The sequence below is a fragment of the Gilliamella sp. wkB72 genome, assembly GCF_001693745.1.
Taxonomy (GTDB): Bacteria; Pseudomonadota; Gammaproteobacteria; order Enterobacterales; family Orbaceae; genus Gilliamella; species Gilliamella apicola_E.
The window spans coordinates 114,410-138,834 of record NZ_LZEI01000013.1; the positions used below are offsets into that span (position 1 = coordinate 114,410).

Annotated in this window: 22 protein-coding genes and 3 pseudogenes; 15 read left to right on the top strand and 10 right to left on the bottom strand. The window is 34.8% G+C overall.

Annotation, left to right across the window (positions count from 1 at the left end; genetic code table 11):
- Positions 1-4 precede the first annotated feature (4 nt).
- The 14 genes and pseudogenes from mraY to yfbR (A9G07_RS08575) all read left to right on the top strand — a co-directional run bounded on the left by mraY (position 5) and on the right by yfbR (A9G07_RS08575) (position 13,106).
- Positions 5-1,087, top strand: coding sequence for a phospho-N-acetylmuramoyl-pentapeptide-transferase (gene mraY, locus A9G07_RS08510; RefSeq protein WP_065734813.1), 1,083 nt, complete (start codon positions 5-7; stop codon positions 1,085-1,087).
- Between the two features lie 23 nt (positions 1,088-1,110).
- On the top strand, positions 1,111-2,445 hold the full coding sequence (gene murD, locus A9G07_RS08515) for a UDP-N-acetylmuramoyl-L-alanine--D-glutamate ligase (RefSeq protein WP_065734814.1): 1,335 nt from the start codon (positions 1,111-1,113) through the stop codon (positions 2,443-2,445).
- Entirely contained in the window at positions 2,442-3,593 is a 1,152-nt protein-coding gene (ftsW, locus tag A9G07_RS08520) for a cell division protein FtsW (RefSeq protein ID WP_065562324.1), read from the top strand. The genes murD and ftsW overlap by 4 nt, the downstream gene beginning before the upstream one ends.
- On the top strand, positions 3,593-4,639 hold the full coding sequence (murG, locus tag A9G07_RS08525; RefSeq protein ID WP_065734815.1) for an undecaprenyldiphospho-muramoylpentapeptide beta-N-acetylglucosaminyltransferase: 1,047 nt from the start codon (positions 3,593-3,595) through the stop codon (positions 4,637-4,639). Before ftsW ends, murG begins: the two co-directional genes overlap by 1 nt.
- Positions 4,640-4,736: 97 nt before the next feature.
- Entirely contained in the window at positions 4,737-6,185 is a 1,449-nt protein-coding gene (gene murC / locus A9G07_RS08530) for a UDP-N-acetylmuramate--L-alanine ligase (protein ID WP_065562322.1), read from the top strand.
- A 2-nt stretch (positions 6,186-6,187) separates the two neighbouring features.
- The gene (locus A9G07_RS08535; RefSeq protein WP_065734816.1) at positions 6,188-7,096 is read left to right on the top strand and encodes a D-alanine--D-alanine ligase; all 909 of its coding nucleotides are present in this window, start codon (positions 6,188-6,190) and stop codon (positions 7,094-7,096) included.
- A gap of 13 nt (positions 7,097-7,109) precedes the next feature.
- Positions 7,110-7,943 (top strand): FtsQ-type POTRA domain-containing protein, encoded by an 834-nt coding sequence (locus A9G07_RS08540; RefSeq protein WP_081299464.1) that lies wholly within the window; start codon positions 7,110-7,112, stop codon positions 7,941-7,943.
- Between the two features lie 21 nt (positions 7,944-7,964).
- Positions 7,965-9,218 (top strand): cell division protein FtsA, encoded by a 1,254-nt coding sequence (gene ftsA, locus A9G07_RS08545; RefSeq protein WP_065734817.1) that lies wholly within the window; start codon positions 7,965-7,967, stop codon positions 9,216-9,218.
- A 92-nt stretch (positions 9,219-9,310) separates the two neighbouring features.
- Positions 9,311-10,444 carry a cell division protein FtsZ gene (ftsZ, locus tag A9G07_RS08550; protein WP_370632624.1) on the top strand — a complete coding sequence of 378 codons (1,134 nt, stop codon included), beginning with the start codon at positions 9,311-9,313 and terminating at the stop codon, positions 10,442-10,444.
- 37 nt (positions 10,445-10,481) lie between these two features.
- Positions 10,482-11,426, top strand: a complete 945-nt coding sequence (gene lpxC, locus A9G07_RS08555) for a UDP-3-O-acyl-N-acetylglucosamine deacetylase (protein ID WP_065734818.1) — start codon at positions 10,482-10,484, stop codon at positions 11,424-11,426.
- Between the two features lie 81 nt (positions 11,427-11,507).
- Positions 11,508-11,786: pseudogene (yfbR, locus tag A9G07_RS08560) on the top strand (5'-deoxynucleotidase); the annotation flags it as partial.
- A gap of 56 nt (positions 11,787-11,842) precedes the next feature.
- Positions 11,843-12,121: pseudogene (gene yfbR / locus A9G07_RS08565) on the top strand (5'-deoxynucleotidase); the annotation flags it as partial.
- A 56-nt stretch (positions 12,122-12,177) separates the two neighbouring features.
- A pseudogene (gene yfbR, locus A9G07_RS08570) lies at positions 12,178-12,456 on the top strand (5'-deoxynucleotidase); the annotation flags it as partial.
- A gap of 56 nt (positions 12,457-12,512) precedes the next feature.
- Entirely contained in the window at positions 12,513-13,106 is a 594-nt protein-coding gene (gene yfbR / locus A9G07_RS08575) for a 5'-deoxynucleotidase (protein WP_065562317.1), read from the top strand.
- 53 nt (positions 13,107-13,159) lie between these two features.
- Here the strand turns inward: yfbR (A9G07_RS08575) and A9G07_RS08580 are convergent, their stop codons facing one another.
- The 7 genes from A9G07_RS08580 to A9G07_RS08610 form a co-directional block, all read right to left on the bottom strand.
- The gene (locus tag A9G07_RS08580) at positions 13,160-13,831 is read right to left on the bottom strand and encodes a response regulator (RefSeq protein ID WP_065562316.1); all 672 of its coding nucleotides are present in this window, start codon (positions 13,829-13,831) and stop codon (positions 13,160-13,162) included.
- A 4-nt stretch (positions 13,832-13,835) separates the two neighbouring features.
- Positions 13,836-15,452, bottom strand: coding sequence for a DcuS/MalK family sensor histidine kinase (dcuS, locus tag A9G07_RS08585; protein WP_065734819.1), 1,617 nt, complete (start codon positions 15,450-15,452; stop codon positions 13,836-13,838).
- 107 nt (positions 15,453-15,559) lie between these two features.
- On the bottom strand, positions 15,560-16,720 hold the full coding sequence (locus A9G07_RS08590) for an NAD(P)-dependent malic enzyme (RefSeq protein WP_065562314.1): 1,161 nt from the start codon (positions 16,718-16,720) through the stop codon (positions 15,560-15,562).
- A 113-nt stretch (positions 16,721-16,833) separates the two neighbouring features.
- A complete protein-coding gene (locus A9G07_RS08595) occupies positions 16,834-18,129 on the bottom strand; it encodes a 2-hydroxycarboxylate transporter family protein (RefSeq protein ID WP_065562313.1) in 1,296 nt (431 codons plus the stop codon).
- 433 nt (positions 18,130-18,562) lie between these two features.
- Positions 18,563-19,006, bottom strand: a complete 444-nt coding sequence (locus A9G07_RS08600) for a hypothetical protein (protein WP_065734820.1) — start codon at positions 19,004-19,006, stop codon at positions 18,563-18,565.
- Between the two features lie 99 nt (positions 19,007-19,105).
- On the bottom strand, positions 19,106-19,690 hold the full coding sequence (locus tag A9G07_RS08605) for a hypothetical protein (RefSeq protein ID WP_065734821.1): 585 nt from the start codon (positions 19,688-19,690) through the stop codon (positions 19,106-19,108).
- 189 nt (positions 19,691-19,879) lie between these two features.
- The gene (locus A9G07_RS08610) at positions 19,880-20,584 is read right to left on the bottom strand and encodes a lipopolysaccharide core heptose(II) kinase RfaY (RefSeq protein ID WP_065734822.1); all 705 of its coding nucleotides are present in this window, start codon (positions 20,582-20,584) and stop codon (positions 19,880-19,882) included.
- 493 nt (positions 20,585-21,077) lie between these two features.
- On the opposite strand from A9G07_RS08610, the gene A9G07_RS08615 reads away from it, so the two are divergent.
- On the top strand, positions 21,078-21,374 hold the full coding sequence (locus A9G07_RS08615) for a GIY-YIG nuclease family protein (protein ID WP_065734823.1): 297 nt from the start codon (positions 21,078-21,080) through the stop codon (positions 21,372-21,374).
- 89 nt (positions 21,375-21,463) lie between these two features.
- On the opposite strand, the gene A9G07_RS08620 is transcribed toward A9G07_RS08615, so the two are convergent.
- From A9G07_RS08620 to A9G07_RS08630, 3 genes are all read right to left on the bottom strand, one after another.
- Positions 21,464-22,450: a serine/threonine protein kinase gene (locus tag A9G07_RS08620; protein ID WP_065734824.1), complete on the bottom strand. Its 987-nt coding sequence runs from the start codon at positions 22,448-22,450 to the stop codon at positions 21,464-21,466.
- Positions 22,451-22,462: 12 nt separating this feature from the next.
- The gene (gene yihA, locus A9G07_RS08625) at positions 22,463-23,074 is read right to left on the bottom strand and encodes a ribosome biogenesis GTP-binding protein YihA/YsxC (RefSeq protein WP_065562307.1); all 612 of its coding nucleotides are present in this window, start codon (positions 23,072-23,074) and stop codon (positions 22,463-22,465) included.
- A gap of 67 nt (positions 23,075-23,141) precedes the next feature.
- The gene (locus A9G07_RS08630; protein ID WP_065734825.1) at positions 23,142-24,353 is read right to left on the bottom strand and encodes an aspartate aminotransferase family protein; all 1,212 of its coding nucleotides are present in this window, start codon (positions 24,351-24,353) and stop codon (positions 23,142-23,144) included.
- Positions 24,354-24,425 lie beyond the last annotated feature (72 nt).

Here is a 24,425-nt window from a genome sequence, read left to right on the forward strand (position 1 = left end):
AATTATGTTGGTGTGGATATCAGAATATTTAGTTAAATATTTTACTTTTTTTAATGTTATTTCTTATCTAACGGTAAGGGCTATTCTTGCGTTATTAACATCATTGGCAATTTCGTTAATTATGGGGCAAAAAGTAATTGATTGGCTTCAAAAATTACAAATTGGTCAAGTTATTCGCCACGATGGTCCTGAATCTCATTTAAGTAAGAAGGGAACACCAACAATGGGTGGAACGCTTATTTTAGCTTCTATTTCGTTTTCTGTTTTTCTATGGGCAGATCTACGAAATCCTTATGTTTGGGTAACCTTATTTGTTTTACTTGGTTATGGTCTTGTTGGGTTCGCTGATGATTATTTAAAAGTTATCCGTAAAAATACTGCGGGTTTAATTGCTAGGTGGAAATATTTTTGGCAGTCAGTTATTGCATTAATTGTGGCTTTTGGTCTTTATGCATATGGGAAAGATAGTTCCGTAACAGTATTAGTTGTTCCTTTTTTCAAAGATGTTATGCCGCAATTAGGGTTATGGTTCATTTTACTGACTTATGTGGTTATTGTTGGTGCAGGTAATGCAGTAAATCTTACTGACGGTTTAGATGGCCTAGCAATTATGCCAACTGTGTTTGTAGCTGCTGGTTTTGCTCTTGTTGCTTGGGCGACAGGTAATGTTAACTTTGCTGCATATTTACATATTCCATATATCAAATTTAGTGGCGAACTAATGATTGTTTGTACTGCAATCATTGGTGCAGGTCTTGGCTTTCTATGGTTTAACACCTATCCGGCGATGGTTTTTATGGGTGATGTAGGCTCGTTAGCTTTAGGTGGTGTGTTTGGGATTATCTCAGTACTACTGAGACAAGAATTTTTATTATTAGTAATGGGTGGAATTTTTGTTATAGAGACATTATCCGTAATTTTACAAGTAGGCTCGTTCAAATTAAGAGGTAAACGAATTTTCAAAATGGCACCAATTCACCATCATTATGAATTAAAAGGTTGGCCAGAACCAAGAGTAATTGTTCGGTTTTGGATTATTTCACTGATGTTAGTCGTAATTGGTTTATTAACCTTGAAATTACGTTAAATAAAATAGAGTAGGATTGCATCATGGTTGACTATCAAGGTAAAAAAGTTGTTATTATCGGATTAGGGATAACAGGACTTTCGTGTGTTGACTATTTTCTTGCTCAGAATGTTATACCGAAAGTGATTGATACACGTTTATCTCCTTCAGGATTAGAGCAATTAGATGATCGTGTTATTTATCATTTAGGAAATCTAAATATAGACTGGCTATTTGAAGCAGATCTGATTATTGCCAGTCCTGGTATTGCATTATCTACACCTGAATTACAAAAAGCCGCTGAAAAAGGTATTGAGATTGTTGGTGATGTCGAGCTTTTTTGCCGTGAAGTTAATCAAGATAGAAATAAAAAAATTATTGCTATTACAGGGGCAAATGGTAAAACAACCGTTACTACATTGGTTGGGGATATTGTCAAAGAGGCTGGATTAAAAGTTGGCGTAGGTGGCAATATCGGTGAACCTGCTCTTTCACTATTAAAACAAGATTGTGATATTTATGTGTTAGAACTTTCAAGTTTTCAGTTAGAAACGACATCAAGCTTACAAGCTTCTGTGGCAACAATATTGAATATTTCCGAAGACCATATGGATCGTTATCCTCTTGGTTTAATGCAGTATGCTGAAGCTAAACAACGCATTTATCACAATGCAAAATGTTGTGTAATTAATCATGATGATAAATTGACTAAACCAAAGAATAATCATCACCACTGTGTTTCATTTGGAATAAAGGCTGGGGATTATCATTTAGATGATAATTATAAATACTTGATTGCACAACAAAAGCCAGTCCTAGCGACTAACGCAATGAAATTAATTGGATGTCATAATTATTTGAATGCATTAGCAGCATTAGCTATTGCCGATAGTTTAAACATTGATCGTGATTCAAGTTTGAAAACTATTGCTAATTTTCAGGGGTTACCTCATCGCTTTGAGTTAGTATTTGAGAGCAATGGGGTAAAATGGATTAATGACTCTAAAGCAACAAATGTAGGTAGCACAGAAGCTGCTTTAAATAGTGTTATATGTAATGGAAAATTGTTTTTATTGCTAGGTGGAGATGGCAAATCAGCAGACTTTTCACCTTTGATTCCTTATTTAAAAGATAGAAATATTGAAATTTTCTGTTTTGGACGAGATCGAAATTTACTTGCTAATTTAGCGCCTAATATATCAACGATTACAGAAACGATGGCTGAAACGATTGAATGTATAGCTAAAAAAGTAGCACCAAAAGACGTGGTGTTGCTTTCGCCTGCTTGTGCAAGTTTAGATCAGTTTAAAAATTACATTGAGCGCGGAAATCTTTTTGCACAACTTGCTAAGCAGTATACTCAAAGGGGTGAAAAATGACATTCTTTTGGATAAGAAAACAAGTAAATCCAAATATTCCTTTCGACAACCAGTTGCTTTGGACAGTGATTGGTTTAATGATATTTGGTTTAATTATGGTGACATCCTCATCAATGGCATTTAGTGAAAGTGCTCCTTTCTTTTATACCCAACGCGAGTTAATCCAAATTGGAATGTCGCTATTTTTAATGTGTATAGCTTTATATATTCCTATGCAACGTTGGCAACAATTTGGATCAGTTTTATTAATTATTTCAATTATTATGCTGATAGTTGTTTTGGGGATTGGTTCTTCAATTAATGGTGCGTCGCGTTGGATTCCGTTAGGTGTTTTTAATTTTCAACCAGCTGAGCTTTCTAAATTATCATTATTTCTATTTTTAGCAGGTTATCTAGCTCGTAAATCAGATGAAGTTCAAAACGGATTTTGGGGCTTTTTTAAACCTATGGTGGTGATGGCTGTTTTATCAATTTTATTACTAAAACAGCCTGACTTAGGTACGGTGATTGTATTATTCATGGTCACAATCGGCATTTTATTTATTGCTGGTGCTCAATTATGGCAATTTATTGCCATTTTACTAACTGGGGTTGGTGCAGTTGCTTGCCTTATTTTATATGAATCTTACCGTTTGACACGTTTAATGACATTCCTTGATCCATGGCAAGATGCCACTGGAGCTGGTTATCAGCTTGTTGCTTCATTAATGGCTATTGGTAACGGTGGTATAACTGGACAAGGAATTGGTAATTCTATTTTTAAATTACGCTATCTACCTGAATGTCATACTGATTTTATTTTTTCAATTATTTCAGAAGAGTATGGATATATCGGTGTCGTAGCTTTGTTGTTATTACTTTTCTTTCTAACATTTAAAGCATTAGCTATAGGATATCGGGCGTTAAACGAAGGATCTCAATTTTCAGGCTATTTAGCTTGTGAAATTGGCATTTGGTTTGGTTTTCAAACTTTTGTTAATGTTGGTGTAACATCCGGTATGTTACCTACAAAAGGTTTAACTTTGCCATTTATTAGTTATGGAGGCTCAAGCCTTATTGTAATGAGTATTGCAGTTGCAATATTACTAAGAATAGATTTTGAGTTTAGACAACAACAAGCTCAAGCAAGAATAAGGTCAATTAAATAATGAAAAAGTTATTAGTCATGGCTGGTGGTACTGGTGGGCATGTATTCCCTGGTATTGCTGTTGCTCATCATTTAATGAAACAAGGTTGGCAAGTAAGATGGTTAGGTACAGCTGATCGTATGGAGGCACAGTTAGTGCCTGAAAATGGAATTGAAATAGACTTTATTCAAATATCTGGCCTACGTGGCAAAGGTAAACTAGCATTATTAAAAGCGCCTTATAAAATATTGAAAGCTGTTTTACAAGCTAGGAAAATTTTAAAAGCGTATCGTCCTGATGTTGTTTTAGGTATGGGTGGGTATGTTTCAGGGCCTGGTGGAATAGCTGCCAAAAGTTTAGGTATTCCAGTGGTACTACATGAACAAAATGGCATTGCGGGATTAACAAACAAATATTTGGCTAAAATTGCAACTAAAGTTTTACAAGCTTTTCCAACAGCATTTAAAAATGCTGAAGTGGTTGGTAATCCAGTTCGTAGTGACTTATTAACAATTGAAGAACCCAGTGAAAGACTCAAAAATAGACAAGGCCCTATTAGAGTCTTGGTTATGGGTGGTAGTCAAGGCGCCAAAGTAATCAATACTGTTGTTCCTCAAGCAATTTCAAAATTGTCTGATAAATTTATTGTTTGGCATCAAACGGGCAAAGGAATGTTAGATGATGTAATTAAATCTTATCAGAACTGTAACATTAACCAAGTAACAGAATTTATTAGTGATGTTAAAGAAGCCTATAGCTGGGCTGATATAGTTATTTGTCGAAGCGGTGCATTAACTGTGAGTGAAATAGAAGTTGTTGGTATTGGTGCTATTTTTGTTCCATTTATGCATAAAGATCGCCAGCAATTTTGGAATGCAAAATCTTTAGCTGATATTGATGCTGCTAAGATTATTGAACAGCCTGATTTTAATGTTGATTCATTATTTCAATTACTTTCAAACCTAAGTCGACAAGAATTAGTTGAAATGGCTGTAAAAGCGAAAAGTTTATCCATTATAAATTCGACAGAAAGAGTGGCAGAAACACTGATTTCAGTGGTAAAATAACGAATTTTATTTATAATTTTAAGTAACAGTTTTGTTAAGTTCTGTTTGAGATCAAAAAATGACTTTACTTAATAAATAATTAACCAGGGGTTTAATAGTGAATACTAAGGAATTAGCTGAATTAAGAGCAATCATTCCAGAAATGAAACGTGTCAAACATATCCATTTTGTGGGTATTGGCGGTGCCGGAATGGGAGGGATTGCTGAAGTTCTTGCTAATGAAGGCTATCAAATTAGCGGTTCTGATATTGCTGAAAATGCAGTAACACAACATTTAGAAACATTAGGCGCAAAGATTGTTATCGGACATGCTGCTGAAAATGTTCTTAGTGCAAGTGTTGTTGTTATCTCATCAGCGATTTCTCAAGATAATATAGAAGTCGTTGCAGCTAGAGAAGCTCGTATTCCTGTAATTCAACGAGCTGAAATGTTAGCCGAATTAATGCGTTTTCGATATGGTATAGCTATTGCAGGAACCCATGGTAAAACGACTACCACAGCAATGGTAACGGCTATTTATGCAGAAGCTAAACTCGATCCAACTTTTGTAAATGGTGGTTTGGTTAAAGCAGCAGGAACCCATGCTAGATTAGGTAGTAGTAGATATTTTATTGCAGAAGCCGATGAAAGTGATGCTTCATTTTTACACTTACAGCCTATGGTATCTATAGTAACTAATATTGAACCTGATCATATGGATACTTATCAAGGAAGTGTTGAGAATCTTAAACAAACCTTTATTTCCTTTTTACGTAATCTTCCTTTTTATGGATTAGCTGTTATGTGTTATGACGATCCTATTAATCGTGAATTGTTACCGATTGTTGGTCGTAAAATTATCACTTATGGTTTTAGTGAAGAAGCCGATGTTGTTATTAAAAATTATCGTCAGGAAAGAGGCGTTAGTTACTACACAGTGTGTCGCCCAGATCATAACGATTTAGAAATTGAATTAAATGCACCTGGCAAACATAATGCCTTAAACTCAGCAGCAGCAATTATCGCTGCGACTGAAGATGGTATTGATGATAATTCAATTATACAAGCTTTAGCAAAATTTGCTGGAACTAGCCGTCGATTTGATCTATTAGGTATTTTTCCTGATGGAAATGGAAAAGATATTATGATGGTTGATGATTACGGACATCATCCAAGCGAAGTTAATGCCACAATTCAGGCAGCTCGAAATGGTTGGCCTGATCGTAGATTGGTGATGTTATTTCAACCACATAGATTTACGCGTACTCGTGATTTATTTGATGATTTTGCGCAGGTTCTTTCTCAAGTTGATGCGTTAGTTATGTTAGATGTATATTCTGCTGGTGAACAGCCTATTGCAGGCGCAGATAGTCGATCACTTTGCCGTTCAATTCGTAATCGTGGAAAAGTTGATCCAATTTATGTTTCTGATTTAGATCTTCTACCTGAAATAATGAAAGAATTATTACAAGGTGGGGATTTGTTATTAACTCAAGGTGCTGGAAGCGTTGGCCGAGTTGCCCGTCAGTTAGCCAGTAGCCAACTATTTTCAAAAGAGGTTTTATAATAATGGTTGATAAAGTTGCTGTGTTGTATGGTGGGACCTCTGCTGAACGAGAAGTATCACTAAAATCAGGTAAAGCAGTATTTTCAGGGTTACAAGAAAATGGTATTGATGCTCATCTTATCGATACTAAAGATCACTGTATAACAAATTTGAAGCAAGAAGGGTTTACTAAAGCTTTTATTATTTTACATGGTCGAGGTGGCGAAGATGGTATTACCCAAGCTATTTTAACTTATCAAAACATTCCTTATACCGGAAGTGATGTTTTATCATCAGCTTTAACCATGGATAAGTTAAAAACAAAACTAGTTTGGAAATCACTTGGTTTACCTGTTGCTGATTACGTTATGGTTGAAAAATCGCAATTAATTGACATTGAAAATATTGTTAAAAATCTTGGGTTACCATTATTTGTTAAACCAAGCCATGAAGGCTCAAGTGTTGGTATGACAAGAGTTGATAAGGCAGAAGAATTAAAAGCTGCTATTGATGTTGCATTCAAATATGATAATACCGTAATGGTTGAATCGTTTTTATCTGGCCCTGAGTTTACCGTTGCGATAGTTGGTGATGAGGTTTTACCAGCAATTTACATTAAGCCTGCTACCAATTTTTATGATTATGATGCAAAGTATTTGTCAGATAAAACCCAATATTTCTGTCCAAGCGGATTATCTGATGAAAAAGAACAAGAGATTCGTAAATTAGCTTTAGATGCTTATAAAGCCGTTGGTTGTCGAGGTTGGGGTAGAGTGGACATTATGTTTGATAATAATGAAAAACCATATTTACTTGAAGTAAACACTGCTCCAGGAATGACAGACCATAGTTTAGTACCAATGGCAGCAAAAGAATACGGATGGTCATTTAGTGAATTGGTTAAACGTATTTTACAATTAGCAACCATATAATTGGCTTTATTTTATGAAAAAAGTCCGACAAGCAGCGCACAAACGAGAACATCAAAATAGAAGAAGGTTGCTTGTTTTTCGTAATTCAGAACAAATGATAGGTTTTTTGTTCTTTATTATAATTATTTGTATTAGTGCCTGGGCTATCAATTGTGTTAAGAACTGGATGGAAGATCCAGATCAGATGGTTTTATCACAATTGACTTTAAGTGGAGAGTATACTTACACAACTGAAGATGATCTTCGACAAGCAATATTAGGTTTAGGATTGCCAAATACCTATATAGGACAGGATGTTGACGATATTCAACAAGAAATAATGCGATACCCTTGGGTTAAACAAGCTAGTATCCGTAAGCAATGGCCGGATAGGTTGATTGTTTATATTGAAGAATACAAACCTGCATTTTACTGGAATGATTTATATCTACTTGATAATGCTGGCAATGTATTTAGTGTGCCATTAGATCGTTTGGGTGAATTGCAATTACCTAGGATATATGGCCCTGAAGGTAAAGCAAAAACAATATTAGAAACGTATTTTAAGCTAGAAGAAATTTCTAGAAAGTTAGCTAATAACAAGTTTGCATCAGAAATTAAAGCAGCTATAGCTGATGAACGTAATGCTTGGCAATTGCTGATTAAACAATGTACAGCTGATTTATGTTCTGAAAGTCAGGATATAAAATTGATAGTTGGTAGTGAAAAAATAGAACAACGCTATCAACAATTTATTAAATTATTTCCTGAAATTCAGTCTAGAATGCCAGCTGATGAAAAAATAACGGCTGCTGATTTGCGTTATGAAAACGGCATCGCAGTACAACGAGAAAAAATATCGCAATAAGGAATAAATAAAGGCTTAAGTATGAAAGCAACAGAGAAAAAATTGGTTGTTGGACTTGAAGTTGGCACATCCAAAGTACTTGCCCTTGTCGGTGAAGTGCTTCCTGATGGTGTGGTCAATATTATTGGTGTTGGACATTGTCCATCGAAAGGCGTTGATAAAGGTGGTGTAAATGACCTTGAATCAGTTGTTAAATCAATCCAACGAGCAGTTGACCAAGCTGAATTAATGGCTGATTGCCAAATATCTTCTGTTTATTTAAGCCTATCGGGTAAACACATTCGTTGTCAAAATGAAATAGGTATGGTGCCAATTGCTGATGAAGAGGTTACGGCAGAAGATGTCGAAAACGTAGTTCATACAGCTAAATCCGTTCGAATATTAGATGAACATCGTATTTTGCACGTTATTGCTCAAGAGTATTCAATTGATTTACAAGAAGGCATTAAAAATCCTATCGGATTATCTGGTGTAAGAATGAAAGCGAAAGTTCATTTGGTCACCTGTCATAATGATATGGCAAGAAATATTGTTAAGGCTGTTGAACGTTGTGGTTTAAAAGTTGATCAACTTATTTTCTCTGGGTTGGCTTCTAGTTATGCAGTCTTGACTGATGATGAAAAAGAATTAGGTGTATGTGTTATTGATATCGGTGGCGGAACAATGGATGTTACTGTTTATACAGGTGGTGCATTACGTCATTCGGTAGTTATTCCTTATGCTGGCAATGTTGTTACTAGTGATATCGCTTATGCATTTGGTGCACCACCAATGGATGCTGAAAATATCAAAATTCGTTATGGTTGTGCTGTCGGTTCATTAGTTGGTAAAGATGAAGTTATTGATGTGCCGAGTGTTGGAGGACGACCATCACGCTCATTACAAAGACAAACATTAGCAGATGTAATAGAACCACGCTATTCAGAACTTTTATCTTTAGTCCAAAAAGAATTACTAGTGTTACAAGATGAACTTAAGAAACAAAATGTGAAATATCAGTTGGCAGCAGGGATTGTTTTAACTGGTGGAGCATCTCAAATTAAAGGCATGGTTGAATGTGCTGAAAAAGTTTTTCAAAATCAAGTTCGTATTGGACAACCTTTGAATATTTCAGGATTAACTGATTATGTGCAAAAGCCTTATTGTTCTACAACCGTAGGCTTATTGCACTATGGAAAACAAAGTTTATTGAATGATGATACTAAAGATAGCAATAAATCATCATTGAAAGGGATAGCTAAAAGATTGACCGGTTGGTTTAAAAAAGAATTTTAGCTAATATATTTAATAACTTCGTAGACATTGTAGCTGGTTATCTGTACAATGTTGTTAGATCGTAAATTTGGAGATAAGTTATGTTTGAGCCTATGGTTGCGGATGATGAGCCAGCAGCAGTCATTAAAGTTATTGGTGTAGGTGGCGGCGGCGGTAATGCTGTTGAGCATATGATTGCTGAACATATTGAAGGCGTTGAGTTTTTTGCAGCAAATACTGATGCACAAGCATTGAAAAGAATTAAAGTTGGTCAAACTATCCAAATCGGTAATAATGTGACCAAAGGACTTGGTGCTGGAGCTAATCCAGAAGTGGGAAGGAATTCAGCAGAAGAAGATCGTGATGTTATTCGTAGTGCGATTGAGGGTGCCGACATGGTATTCATCGCAGCCGGAATGGGTGGCGGAACAGGAACAGGTGCAGCTCCAGTTGTTGCAGAAATTGCTAAAGAACTCGGTATTTTAACTGTAGCTGTTGTTACAAAGCCTTTTGGATTTGAAGGTAAAAAACGTATGGCTTTTGCTGAGCAAGGTATTGCTGAGTTAGCTAAACACGTTGACTCTCTTATCACAATTCCAAATGATAAATTATTAAAAGTATTAGGTCGAGGCGTTAAGCTATTAGACGCTTTTGCTGCTGCTAATGGTGTTTTAAAAGGTGCAGTACAAGGTATTGCTGAATTAATTACCAAACCAGGTCATATCAACGTTGACTTTGCCGACGTTAGAACGGTAATGTCCGAAATGGGTTACGCTATGATGGGTTCTGGTCGTGCGAGTGGTGATAACCGTGCCGAAGAAGCTGCTGAAATGGCTATTTCAAGCCCGTTACTTGAAGATATTGATTTATCGGGTGCGCGTGGCGTGTTAGTTAATGTTACAGCAGGTCTTGATCTTGGTTTAGAAGAATTTGAAACTGTTGGTAGTACTGTTAGAGCTTTTGCTTCTGACAATGCAACTGTGGTTGTTGGTACTACATTTGATCCAGACATGTCTGATGAAATTCGTGTGACAGTGGTTGCAACTGGTATTGGTATGGATAAACGTCCAGAAGTTAAAATTAATAAGCCAGTTACATCACATGGTTCATTATTTGGCCAAACAAATCATTTGCCACAGCAACAAGAGGAACCAATGCCTAAAGTTGTTAATGAACCAGCGGTTTCTCCAATGGAAGAACATAAAATTTTAGATATTCCTGCTTTTATCCGTAAGCAGGCTAATTAGTATTGAACTTATTTGATTTCTTATTGTCTAATGGATAATGGAAGCGAATAAAAAGAGTAGGTGCGAAGTGAAACAAAGAACCTTAAAAAAGACAATTCAAGCAACTGGTGTCGGTTTACATACTGGCAAAAAAGTTACTTTGACTTTACGTCCTGCGCCAGAGAACACAGGTGTTATTTATCGCCGTACAGATTTAAATCCGTATGTTGATTTTCCTGTGGATGCAAAATCTGTGCGTGATACAATGCTTTGTACCTGTTTGGTTAATGAAGATAATGTTCGTATTTCAACTGTTGAACATATCAATTCTGCATTAGCTGGGCTCGGTATAGATAATATTATTATTGAAGTAAATGCGCCCGAAATTCCAATTATGGACGGAAGTGCAAGCCCATTCGTTTACTTATTATTAGATGCTGGAATTACTGAGCAAAATGCACTGAAAAAATTCATACGAGTTAAAGAAACTGTTCGTGTCGAAAATGGTGATAAATGGGCAGAAGTAAGACCATATAGTGGTTTTCGATTAGATTTCACTATTGATTTTCGTCATCCAGCTATTGATAACAGTTCACAACGTTACCAATTGGATTTTTCTTCAGAGTCTTTTATTCGTCAAATCAGTCGTGCAAGAACGTTTGGATTTATGCGAGATATTGAAGCATTACAATCTAAAGGATTATGTTTAGGCGGTAGCTTAGATTGTGCAATTGTTGTTGACGATTATAAAGTTCTTAATGAAGATGGTCTTCGTTTTGAAGATGAATTTGTACGTCATAAAATGCTAGATACCATTGGTGACTTATACATGAGTGGCCATAATATGATTGGTGAAGTAGTGTGTTATAAATCAGGTCACGCTTTAAATAACCAACTATTGCAAGCGTTATTAGCTAAACAAGATGCTTGGGAATATGTCACCTTTGATGAAGAACAAAATGTTCCTGTTGCTTTAGGTACAAGACAGCTTGTTTTAGCATAAGTCATTAAAATCATATTATAAATTTACTAACGCTTCCGATTTGGAGGCGTTTTTTATTTTAGAATCAATGAGATAATCATAATGAATAACAGCCATTTTTTTGCTCATTTATCGCGTTTAAAACTAATTAATCGTTGGCCTTTAATGCGTAACGTGAGAACTGAAAATGTATCAGAACATAGCCTTCAAGTTGCTTTTGTTGCACATGCTTTAGCGATAATTAAAAACAAACGATTTAATGGTAATGTTAACCCTGAACGCATAGCATTACTGGCTATGTATCATGATGCATCAGAAGTATTAACGGGTGATTTACCGACACCGACTAAATATTACAACCTAAAATCATATTATAAATTTACTAACGCTTCCGATTTGGAGGCGTTTTTTATTTTAGAATCAATGAGATAATCATAATGAATAACAGCCATTTTTTTGCTCATTTATCGCGTTTAAAACTAATTAATCGTTGGCCTTTAATGCGTAACGTGAGAACTGAAAATGTATCAGAACATAGCCTTCAAGTTGCTTTTGTTGCACATGCTTTAGCGATAATTAAAAACAAACGATTTAATGGTAATGTTAACCCTGAACGCATAGCATTACTGGCTATGTATCATGATGCATCAGAAGTATTAACGGGTGATTTACCGACACCGACTAAATATTACAACCTAAAATCATATTATAAATTTACTAACGCTTCCGATTTGGAGGCGTTTTTTATTTTAGAATCAATGAGATAATCATAATGAATAACAGCCATTTTTTTGCTCATTTATCGCGTTTAAAACTAATTAATCGTTGGCCTTTAATGCGTAACGTGAGAACTGAAAATGTATCAGAACATAGCCTTCAAGTTGCTTTTGTTGCACATGCTTTAGCGATAATTAAAAACAAACGATTTAATGGTAATGTTAACCCTGAACGCATAGCATTACTGGCTATGTATCATGATGCATCAGAAGTATTAACGGGTGATTTACCGACACCGACTAAATATTACAACCTAAAATCATATTATAAATTTACTAACGCTTCCGATTTGGAGGCGTTTTTTATTTTAGAATCAATGAGATAATCATAATGAATAACAGCCATTTTTTTGCTCATTTATCGCGTTTAAAACTAATTAATCGTTGGCCTTTAATGCGTAACGTGAGAACTGAAAATGTATCAGAACATAGCCTTCAAGTTGCTTTTGTTGCACATGCTTTAGCGATAATTAAAAACAAACGATTTAATGGTAATGTTAACCCTGAACGCATAGCATTACTGGCTATGTATCATGATGCATCAGAAGTATTAACGGGTGATTTACCGACACCGACTAAATATTACAACCCACAGATCACATCTGAATACAAAAAGATTGAAAAAATAGCTCAAAATAAACTCATTAATATGTTGCCAAAAGAGTTACAAGATGACTTTAAAACACTAATTGATGACGATTATTATGATGAAGATGAAAAAAGCATTGTAAAACAAGCAGATGCTTTGTGTGCATATCTTAAAACAATTGAAGAGCTTAGTGCGGGTAATAATGAGTTTAGGTTAGCAGAACAACGATTGAAAAAAACATTATCAGATCGTAATACTCCAGAAATGGATTATTTTTTAGATGTATTTGTCCCAAGTTTCAGCTTATCATTAGATGAAATTACAATGGATGAATAGTTTTAGTAAACTTAGTAATCATTTACAGCACAATTAATAACAAACTAAATAAACTATTTTTGATAAATATAACGTTTTACTGGACGGCCAATTGGTAAATAGGTCAAATGGCTTTCTATTTCTCCTAACTCTTCTAAATAATCAAGATATTTCTTAACCGATATCCTAGATAAAGGAATCAATTCGATAATATCGCTCATAGAGAAATCTTGTTGATAGTTAACAATAACATCTCGAACAGATTGTAAAGTTTGTGAGTCGATTCCCTTTGGTAATCTATTTGTAGTATTAAAGTTTTTAGTGAAAATTCGATCATCTAATTGATTCTGGTTTAGTATTTCGGAAGATGATAATAGGCGAATCCTTTCTTGATATGAAATCAAAGCCGTACGAAATCTCTCAAAAGTGAAGGGTTTAACAATATAATCAATGACTCCTAAACGTAATGCGGTTTGGATATCATTGGTATTACATGCGGCGGTTACCATAATAATATCTATTTTAGGGTAACTAATTCGAATATATTTTAACAGATCAAGACCATTTAGTTTTGGCATAAAAACGTCAAGCAACAATAGATCAATATGATTATCATGGATAAAATGTAGCGCTTGTTCTCCATTAGTAACAGTTGCCACTAAATTAAAACCAGGAAGCATTTGCAAATATTTTTTATTGAGCTCTGCTACCATCGGATCATCTTCAACAATTAAAACTTCTACCATATGATTATTTTTTCCTATAAATCTCTTCTAATGGTAATAATACCTTAAAGCAAGTCCCTTTTTTATTATCAGAATCACATAATTGTATTTGCCCATCTAACTCATCAATACTAGCTAATACTAAATAAAGCCCAAAACCACGATTATCGCCCTTTGTCGAATAGCCTTTTTGAAAAATATATTGAATATCATTTTCAGAAATACCTTCACCATTATCATTGATTTCAATCTGAAAATTAGAATTATCAATAACTAAACTCACCTTTATCTGCTTATCATCCAAAAATTGTACTGCATCAAGTCCATTATCAATTAAATTACCAAGTATTGTAACTAAACCATGTGTCACAGATGTATCTGCTATTGGTGCCAAAATACCATCAATATTAAACGTTAATGTCACATTTAGCTCACGTGCTCGGCTAAATTTACTATTTAAAAATCCTGCAATAATTGGATCTTTAATATATTGACTAACAAGTTTAGATTCCGCTTGTTGATTGCCAATAATTTCTTCAAGATAATCAATTAATTCAGATTTATTGTCATTAAAGGCTAACCCATAAATAACATGTAATTTATTATTAAACTCATGAGATTGTGAACGTAAAGCATCGGCATAACGATTAACTCCTGTTAAATTTTCTGCCAATCTACGTACTTCTGTCATATCTCTAAATGAAGCAATAGCTCCAACTAAAATATCATTAACAAATAATGGAGTTCGATTGGTTAGTATCACCACGCCATTAATATTTTGTTCACAATCATATTCAGCTTTTCCACTCATCATCACTTCGTGCAGTCGAGTATTTGGAATAAAGTCACCAATAGGTAAGCTTATAATATTTTCTTTATCTTTTTTTATGCGCAAAATTCTAATTGCTTCATCATTGATCTGTGTAATTAATCCATCTCGATTGATAACCACAATGCCTTCTTTTACCGTTCGGATAATAGCATTTCGCTCAGCAAATAGCTGTGCCATTTCAACTGGCTCAAGGCCGTATAAAATTTTCTTTATATTGCGAGATAACAAATAGGCCAAAAGAATAGCTATCGATAATGAAGCAAACAAGGATAGCCAAATCGGCTGACTTGTTCTTGATGCTAAATGATTAATTTTTTGCAAGGTCTGACCAACTAAAACTACACCAATTTGTTGATCTTTATCATTCATAATTGGCTTAAAAGCCCGAACAGAATCTCCCAATGTGCCTTTCGCAATTGAAGTATAGGACTCACCATTTAATGCGCGCTGTTCATCTCCACCAACTATAGTTTGACCTATTTTATTTTCATCGGGATGCGAATATCGAACGCCTTGCATATTAAATATCACAATAAAATCAGTTTGTGTTAATGCTCTGGATTGTTCTGTTGTTTTTTGAATGGAAGCAATATTTTGTGGTGTAGGATTTTGTATTTCGTCAATGATACTTTGTGATGTAGAGATAATATTTGCGATATTCTCAACTCGTTGGCGAGAGTTGATAAGATATTCGTTATTCACTACATGAACAATATAAATATTTTGTGCAATAACTGAAAGTATAAACACTAAGCAAATCAGGCTTATTAACTTAACGTTGAGTGGTAATTTATTAAATAAATATCTCATTCTCATTTACTGTATAAAAAGCGATCACTTACTATCATAACTTATTAGGCAGGAAAACCTACTAATAAATTTCGTATTAGTAGGTTTATAGCTAATTTAATCGACTATTAAAGATTATTTGCTGCATTTTTTACACTTTCAGCAACCACCTTGGCTACATTAGGTTCAAATGCATTTGGCAATATACAATCAATTGATAGTTTGTCAGGTGTAATGATATTGGCTAATCCTTTTGCTGCTGCAAGCTGCATGGCTAATGTAATATTTTTTGCTCTAGCATCTAAAGCGCCTCTAAATATGCCAGGGAATGCTAAAACATTATTAATTTGATTCGGATAATCACTACGCCCAGTACCGACAATATAAGCACCAGCTGCTTTAGCTTCGTCTGGGAATATTTCTGGTGTTGGATTTGCCATAGCAAAAATAATTGATTTTTCTGCCATCGTTTTAACCCAATCTGCTTTTAATACTCCTGGGGCTGAAACACCAATAAACACATCAGCACCTTTAACCGCATCTTGTAATGTACCTTTTTGTTTGTTCTTATTGGTTCTCTTCGCCATGGCTAAATGGTGAGGTGGTAAAGAAAGATCATCTTCGGATAAAATACCAATCTTATCAACAATTTTAAGATCGGTTACTCCAGCGGCTAATAACATATCGGCAATTGCTAAACCAGCTGCTCCGCCACCGTTAATCACCACCTTGGCCGATTCGATAGACTTACCTGCAACTTTAAGTGCATTATAAAGCGCTGCTAATACAACGATTGCTGTACCATGTTGATCATCATGGAATACAGGAATATCTAATAATTCTTGTAATCGTTTTTCAATTTCAAAACACCTTGGTGCACTAATATCTTCCAGATTGATACCTCCAAATGAGGGCGCTAATGCTGCTATATGTTTAACTAACTCATCTGGATCTTGAGTATTAATTGATAAAGGTATTGCATCAACATCTGCAAATTGTTTAAATAAAATTGCCTTGCCTTCCATTACTGGAATTGCTGCTTCTGGCCCAATATTTCCTAACCCTAAAACAGCTGAACCATCAGTGATAACCGCAACTAAATTACGTTTACTAGTATATTCATAAACTGAATCGGGATTTTTAGCAATTTCGGTACAAACTGCCGCAACCCCTGGTGTATAAGCAACACTAAGATCTGCCATTGAATTAACAGGGACTTTCGAGTGAGTTTCAAATTTACCGTGCATTTGTTTACTGATTGCTAACGCTTTTTCTTGTACTGTTGTCATAATGCTTACCTTTTTAAATACTTAAAACTATATTTAATATTTTTTGAGATCAAACCAATATTCATCTCAAACTGCTTTTAAAACTTCTTATTCATTCTTTAATGTTTATAAAACTACATATGTAAATAACGCATCAGTGCCGTGGTGCATATCACCATTAAAGCTCCCCCTAATCGTGTTGCAACTTGAGCAAAAGGCATCAAGTTCATTCTGTTGGCTGTTGAAAGTATCGCTACATCACCAGTTCCACCCATTCCACTTTGGCAAGATGAAATAATAGATGCCTCAACTGGATACATTTTTAAGAAGAAGCTACAAACAAATCCTGTCATTGAAACAGTGAAGACGATAGAGATAATGGTAATAAAGTATGGGATAGTTAATACTTTAACTACGCTATTTAAATCTATATAAAGTAGCCCAAGTCCTGCCATTAATGGAAAGGTAAAGTTGCCTGAGATAAATTTGTACCATTGTTGGCTTCCTCGTTCGACACTCGCTGGTAATAAACGAAAATATTTAACTACAGCGGTAGCAATAATCATTAAAACAGGACCAGGGAAATGAGTTACTTTTTCTAAAATCATACCGAAGATAAATAGCGTAGCTAAAATCATAACTGCGCCACTCATTGCACGAGCATCAAGTGGTGTCTTATCATCTTTTAACGCTTCAGCTAAGCCATCAAATTCAATTTTTACTAATTGACCGTGCCCACTTAAGTGAGGTTTAACTTCACCAATTCGGCTCATAATCGCCGTAAAAGTGATTGCAAAAAAGTTACCTACAACAGTTGCAGGAATTAATGCGCTAACAAAAACATTATAATCTTGATTAAGGATATTGCTGTAGGCATTGGACAGTTGCAAAACACCTTCACCAATTCCTCCTGCCATTACTGGTGAAACGGTATAAAAGAAGGCGTGCTCCCAATCATCACCAAAAGCTACGGCGACACAGACGCCAACAAACGCAGCTAAACACATACCTAATAGCATCGGAATCATCATTCGAATAAAGCCTTGAACTAAAATAACTCGATGCATACCAAGAATACTACCGCACACTAAACTGGCGATATAAAAGAGTAAAAAGTTAGAGTCTTTCATTAACATCTTTGTTGCTGATAAAGTATTCTCATCAAAAACGTTGTAGTAAACCAATAATGAAGGAACGATAAGTGACAAAATGGCAGGCGCCCCAAATTTTTTGAAAAATGGAATATTCTGCCCGACAGTGCCTAAAAACCAACCTAAAGGTAATATCACAGCAAAACCACCAATAAGGCTTTTAGGTAGCATATCTAATTGTGCAGCAATAATAACGATAATCGAACAAACTAAAAATATGGGGAGGGGAAGTGAACCTATATACATTTTGTTTTCTTTTATATCTTGTAACATACTCATAACTAAACCTCTTTATTTTTTTATAGCACATATGCAGTATAGTTATGCAGAAAGAAATCAGAAGAATAAGAAAGTTAACTAACTAGTTTTGTAACTAATGTAAGTATCTTAATAATTTTATGATTGATTTATATAGGTTTTTATGACAAAGTCACCTTTAAAATGGAAGAATTAGTAATGACTAATTTATTAGAAAGACTTTTATAAGTTATCTAATTAAAGAATGGATTGATGTCAAATTTTGACTATTTTTAAACTCAAAAAACCCCGCTCCTCAACTTTTTTTATACATCAATGAATCAACAATTTTTGTATTGTTTATCTAATAGATAACAAATAATTTAGGGAATAATAAATTAAGGAGTTGGTTTAATTAATTTAATGAAAAGAAGGATATTACTTACTTATTATCTTATTATTTTATAGCTAGTCTTCATTCATCCTTTAATTTAACTAATTCATAGCCATTTTCAGTTGGTTTAATTTCAAAAGTTCCTAAATCTCGAACTGTTCTATCTTCTACGCCTTCACAATCGCCAGAACGCGAGAATAAATTGATTTGTAATCGAAGATGTGTTTCATCAATTTTTTCAAAAGTACCTTCCGAACCGGTAAAACAATCGTTACCACACCTAGCAGAGTATTTTGATAAGAAAGTACCATTAGTATTAAAAGTTAGCGAGTTACCGTAAATAAATTTCGTTCCATCCGAACTTATATGTAATCTTTCAGCGGGGGGATTGGATAACTCAAATAAATCCAATTCATGATTTACTACTTCATTAATTTGCCAAAAATCATTTTTCCAAAAGTCATTTATGTCATTTTGTGCAAAGCTAGAAAATGGAAGCAATAATAAAAAAAGAATTTTTTTCATGATGATTTTTACTTTTTAAAATGTCTTGATAAGAATTTTGTATCAATTTTAGGCTTAAAACCCCCGTTTCTCAACTGTAATTTTTTTTAGCGTACAGTATTAATGTAATAAACAAGCCTGAATTTTATCGACTTCTTTATTGAGTGCATCAATAACTAAATCTGGGTGGGTTCTTTCCAAGGTTTTTACATTTTCAAACCCTTCATTGCCAATAGAAGCAGTATATTGTTGAGCTTGTTTGATATTGCTAAATAAGTAATGAATATTTTTGGCATTGCGAGTTGCGGTTAATGTATAACTAACGAAGTATTTAGATTGTGATTGATAATTGGTAATAGCGTTAGCAACAACATTATTTCCTTCAACTAATATGAGAGTATCACCACCATTTATCGTAATTGCTTGTAGAGAAGCCATATTATAATATGGCCACCATGCCGAACTTAAATAGTTTTCACGGTTCAAAACTACTGGGCGATTATCAAGTTCTTGTGTAATACAGAGTGATAATGAAGAATGAAGAATGGTAATTGGTTGTGAAGTACTGTATTTATTTATGATATCCTCACCAAACGTGTTTTGAGTAATTTCTACACCATCTGTTTGATAGATTGACAGCATCTTCTGAGAAGAACAACCAGTTAGCAACGCAACTAAAACAGTAAAACCAATTAACTTTCTCATAACTCATCCTTCTTTGCATGATTAGTTTTATTCTAAACGGTTATAAAAGTATTTACCAGTATTTAGAACAGAAGAATTTAAATATTTTTTAGAGCTGAAAATCATTAAAATGTATAATTTAATATATTGAATTAATTATATTTATTTGCAGAAAAATGAGAGAGGTTTGTCTTTCTCTCATTTAATTTATTAATCTTCTTTACCTCGAATTTTACGCGATAACCGTTTAAATCCGTGAGTAAATTTTTTAATTGCCATAGCCAAGAAAGGAACATTAATTTTAATACCAAAGCGCTCACGCAATTCGATTGCATCATTGGCTTTAGTTAACCAAATAAAACCGGAGTTAGTTAAGTCGATTGCTTTGATTTTACCCTCTGGAGTTAAAATAAAGTTACCACCGTGAACATCGTTTGAAACAAGATTATAACTATGCAGTTTTTCAATACATGCTTTAACTTGCTCTCCATATTCACGCATTTCATCCCATGTTAATGAACGTCCTTCAATAAAATTAAAGATCATATAGTGGCGATTGGTGGTTTTATCAAAAGCGACTAAATAGAGTTCATAAGCGATATCGCATTTATCCAACGAAATTTTAGCCAGCTTACGAATCAGATTAAAATAAAAATCACCAGTGATTTTAGCAATAAGTCGACGTTCTAAACGATGCTCAACACCGCCATCTATTTTGAAAATAAATTTAGATTGATTGTGATTAATTAGATAAGTATATCTCTCAATTTTATCACTTGGATCGAGTAGCTCATGATGTCCTTCTTCGGCCAAAAATTGGTCAAAAAGTTCCAAATAATTTATCTCATCATTTTGTACGTAAGCGAACTTCATATTGCCGCGCTCGATTTCAATAATGTTTGCAAAGTTATTCAAGTTTTAAAGTCCTAAGATACATCAAAAAATGAGTTTATCTTAAACACTATCAAGCTTAAAGTAAATGAAACTGTCAATATTAACAGGTGATGCGTGCGAAAAAATATTGGTTACTAGTTAGCTGAAATTTATTTTACATAAAATTGGGAAAAGGCGGGCAATTAACGTTTAATACAATAGCATTTTTGTTATGTCTCAGTGTACTTATTGCCAATAAAGTTAATTTAATCTTTACTCTATTATGCAATTTAGCTTAGTGATTAAATACAAAAGAGTTTATTGTTATCAGTTGATAGAATTATACAAATTTGGCTAAATCCTTGTATTAGCATTGTCAAATATAAACAGGATGATATGACATTAATGTGGCTCTTTGACAAAGATATCGGTACCAAACCGATCATCTCTAATAATAGAACGGGACTTTACTGATTAAATTGGTTAAACAGCGTATTATATCCATCTAAATTACATCTGCGTTTTAAATTTGGTTATGGGTAATCATTCTGCTATTTGGTTTTTGTATATTATCAGAACGGCTAAACACTCTTTATATACTGGTATCACAACTGATGTCGCCAGGCGTTTACGCCAGCATCAAAATGGTAAAGGTGCTAAACACCTTAAAGGGCATCATAATTTAACCGTTGTTTATCAAATCAGTGTCGGTGACAGATCAACCGCATTGAAACTTGAGTATCGTATAAAACAGCTTTCTAAACAGAAAAAAGAGCAACTGGTGGCAAACGCTCCCGACTTAGTGAATTTATTAACCTTGATCAATCGATGATTTGCTCAATTGCAGAATATTGAATGATATTATTGTCCTGATTTGCAATAGAGGTTATTTGGCGTAATTTATTCTTGATACTGCTCAATTTAAAACATTGACATCAATTGTAGCGGTGGCGCTTTAATGGCTTGACTTTGCCGATTAAATTCAGCTAATTGCTGATACCAAAAATCAGCATCGAGTATCCAAGGAAATGCGATTGGAAAAGCTCTGTCTTGCCAACGCTGAACTATCCAAGCTAGGTAGTGCACCATTCTCATTGCTCTAAGTGGTTCAATTAAACTCAGTTGGTTTATATCAAAATGATAAAACTCTTGATAGCATTCAAGAATGCTATCAAGTTGCAATTGTTGCGCTTTTCGATCGCCATTGAGTAACATCCAAATATCTTGAATCGCTGGTCCATTACGTGCATCATCAAAATCGACAAACATGGCACTATCACGCCATAATATATTACCCGCATGGCAATCAGCATGAAGGCGAATTGGTTGCCAATCGGTATGCCAATGCTGCTCAACAATCTGTATTAAGTGGGTTAAACTGGTCTTGAGTTCGTCATGGATTTTCTTAGGGATCAAATTAGAGGTTAACAAAACTTCTTTAGGCTGATAAAGATATTCTTCGAGTCCAATTGTGGGGCGATAAATAAAAGGTTGTTTTGCACCAATTTGATGAATACGTCCCAGCAAAGTGGCTACCGATTCCATCTGCTCGATATTATCACTTTCATATTGCCGTCCTCCTACACTTGGGAACAGAGCAAATAGGTAGCCTTCATATTCATGCAAAGTTTGACCATTAAAGGTTAATGGCGCAGCGACAGGAATATCAGCTTCTGATAGTTGCTTAGTAAATTGATGCTCTTCAAGAATTTGTGCCTGATTCCAACGATAGGGGCGATAGTATTTGGCGACATATCGTATGCGATCCTCATCAGAAAATTGATAGACACGATTTTCATAACTATTTAAAGCAGTCAGCCCCGAATCAACCCGAATACCAACGGTTGCCAAACTAGCAAAAATAACGTCGGGTGATAATGATTGAAATGAAAAGGCTGAACTATCCATTTTAACGTTCCTTTATTGCTGGCTGAACCATTGGTCTAATTTCTGTTTCAAAGGCTCTAAGCCGATACGTTTTGGCGATGAAAACGGTGCAACAGTAATATCACCTTGAAAAGGTAAGATAGCTTCTTTAACCATGTTAACCTGTTTTTTTAATGCGCCTGAAGCAAGTTTATCGGCTTTAGTTAACAGTAGCATAACAGGAATATCAACTGATACAGCCCACTCAATCATTTGTTGGTCGAGATCTTTAAGCGGATGCCGAACATCCATTAATACAATTAAGCCTTTTAAGCTTTCTCGTTTTTGCAGATATTCGCCTAATGATTTTTGCCATTTGCGTTTAATCGCTTCCGGAACTTGTGCATAACCATAGCCCGGTAAATCAACTAAACGACAATTTTCTTCCACTTCAAATAGGTTAATAAGTTGCGTTCGCCCCGGTGTTTTACTGGTTCTTGCTAAAGATTTTTGATTGGTTAATGTGTTAAGTGCACTTGATTTACCGGCATTAGATCTGCCGGCAAAGGCAACTTCAACGCCACTATCAATTGGTAAATGTGAAATATCGGGTGCACTTAAAATAAAATGCGTTTTAGCATAGTTTAATGGTCGAATGTCGGTCATAAAAAATGTCCTTTAAGTGCATTAACGGCACTTAATCACTTAAAATGCCGTTACTGTATAGAAAAACTTAGGAATTGACAACTTTTTCGACTGCTTTGCTAAGTCGGTTCATTCCTTCGTTTATTTCGTCTTCAGATATAATTAGTGAAGGGGTAAAACGAAGCACATTTGGTCCTGCATTAAGGATCATTACTTTAAATTCGGAGGCAACATTCAAGAAGTCACGTGCTTTATTATGAAACACTGGTTGTAATTCAGCACCTAAAAGTAGTCCTTTACCACGGTATTCTCGAAATACTTTGAATTTATCATTTATATTTTCAAGTTGTTCAATAAAGATTGCTCGGCGTTTTTGAACGCCTTGAAGTACATCAGGTGTGTTGATAATATCAAATGCCTCACAACCAACAGCACAAGCAAGAGGGTTACCACCATAAGTCGTGCCGTGAACACCTGGGTGCATTACCGATGCTATGTCATCGGTTGTTAACATTGCACTGATAGGGAATCCTCCGCCAAGTGCTTTTGCAGAAGTTAAAATATCTGGAACCACATCATATTGCTGATAAGTGTATAAAGTACCAGTTCTTCCCATTCCACATTGAACTTCATCAAAGATCAACAAAGCGTTATATTGATCGCAAAGTGCTCTCAAACCTTTCAAAAATTCTGGCGTTGCTGCATTTAATCCACCTTCTCCTTGTACCGGTTCTAACACCACTGCACACGTATGATCATCCATTACTGCCTTAACGGCATTCAAATCATTAAAAGGGACATGAATAATATCAGCAGGTTTAGGACCAAAACCATCGGAATATTTAGCTTGTCCCCCTACTGATACTGTAAAAAAGGTGCGACCGTGAAACGATTGATAAAACGAGATAATTTTAGTTTTATAAGGACTATATTTTTGCGCCGCATAATATCTTGCTAATTTGAAGGCGGCTTCATTTGCTTCGGCACCTGAGTTAGCAAAGAAAACGCGCTGAGCAAAGGTATTATTAATAATTTTTTGGGCAAGGCGTAAAGCCGGTTCATTGGTAAAAACATTACTTACATGCCATAATTGTTCACTTTGTTGGTGTAAGGCATTAATTAGCCTAGGATGGCAATGACCAAGCGCGTTAACCGCAATCCCTCCTGCAAAATCGATATACTCTTCACCATGTTGATCCCATACTCTACTACCTTTCCCTTTAATAGGTATAAATTTAGCTGGTGAGTAAACGGGTAGGATTACTTTGTCAAACAGTTCTCGTGTTATTTCTGGCTGCATTATACGATCCTTATCTTATCTAACAGTCTTTTTCTATTTTATGTTATTTATAAAGATAGTAAAGTAAATATT

Excerpts from the sequence above, each read along its gene's own strand:
- mraY (WP_065734813.1), top strand. The coding sequence starts at position 5 with ATGTTGGTGTGGATATCAGAATATTTAGTTAAATATTTTACTTTTTTT.
- murD (WP_065734814.1), top strand. The coding sequence starts at position 1,111 with ATGGTTGACTATCAAGGTAAAAAAGTTGTTATTATCGGATTAGGGATA.
- ftsW (WP_065562324.1), top strand. The coding sequence starts at position 2,442 with ATGACATTCTTTTGGATAAGAAAACAAGTAAATCCAAATATTCCTTTC.
- murG (WP_065734815.1), top strand. The coding sequence starts at position 3,593 with ATGAAAAAGTTATTAGTCATGGCTGGTGGTACTGGTGGGCATGTATTC.
- A9G07_RS08535 (WP_065734816.1), top strand. The coding sequence starts at position 6,188 with ATGGTTGATAAAGTTGCTGTGTTGTATGGTGGGACCTCTGCTGAACGA.
- A9G07_RS08540 (WP_081299464.1), top strand. The coding sequence starts at position 7,110 with ATGAAAAAAGTCCGACAAGCAGCGCACAAACGAGAACATCAAAATAGA.
- ftsA (WP_065734817.1), top strand. The coding sequence starts at position 7,965 with ATGAAAGCAACAGAGAAAAAATTGGTTGTTGGACTTGAAGTTGGCACA.
- ftsZ (WP_370632624.1), top strand. The coding sequence starts at position 9,311 with ATGGTTGCGGATGATGAGCCAGCAGCAGTCATTAAAGTTATTGGTGTA.
- lpxC (WP_065734818.1), top strand. The coding sequence starts at position 10,482 with ATGGAAGCGAATAAAAAGAGTAGGTGCGAAGTGAAACAAAGAACCTTA.
- yfbR (WP_065562317.1), top strand. The coding sequence starts at position 12,513 with ATGAATAACAGCCATTTTTTTGCTCATTTATCGCGTTTAAAACTAATT.
- A9G07_RS08580 (WP_065562316.1), bottom strand. The coding sequence starts at position 13,831 with ATGGTAGAAGTTTTAATTGTTGAAGATGATCCGATGGTAGCAGAGCTC.
- dcuS (WP_065734819.1), bottom strand. The coding sequence starts at position 15,452 with ATGAGATATTTATTTAATAAATTACCACTCAACGTTAAGTTAATAAGC.
- A9G07_RS08590 (WP_065562314.1), bottom strand. The coding sequence starts at position 16,720 with ATGACAACAGTACAAGAAAAAGCGTTAGCAATCAGTAAACAAATGCAC.
- A9G07_RS08595 (WP_065562313.1), bottom strand. The coding sequence starts at position 18,129 with ATGAGTATGTTACAAGATATAAAAGAAAACAAAATGTATATAGGTTCA.
- A9G07_RS08600 (WP_065734820.1), bottom strand. The coding sequence starts at position 19,006 with ATGAAAAAAATTCTTTTTTTATTATTGCTTCCATTTTCTAGCTTTGCA.
- A9G07_RS08605 (WP_065734821.1), bottom strand. The coding sequence starts at position 19,690 with ATGAGAAAGTTAATTGGTTTTACTGTTTTAGTTGCGTTGCTAACTGGT.
- A9G07_RS08615 (WP_065734823.1), top strand. The coding sequence starts at position 21,078 with ATGGGTAATCATTCTGCTATTTGGTTTTTGTATATTATCAGAACGGCT.
- A9G07_RS08620 (WP_065734824.1), bottom strand. The coding sequence starts at position 22,450 with ATGGATAGTTCAGCCTTTTCATTTCAATCATTATCACCCGACGTTATT.
- yihA (WP_065562307.1), bottom strand. The coding sequence starts at position 23,074 with ATGACCGACATTCGACCATTAAACTATGCTAAAACGCATTTTATTTTA.
- A9G07_RS08630 (WP_065734825.1), bottom strand. The coding sequence starts at position 24,353 with ATGCAGCCAGAAATAACACGAGAACTGTTTGACAAAGTAATCCTACCC.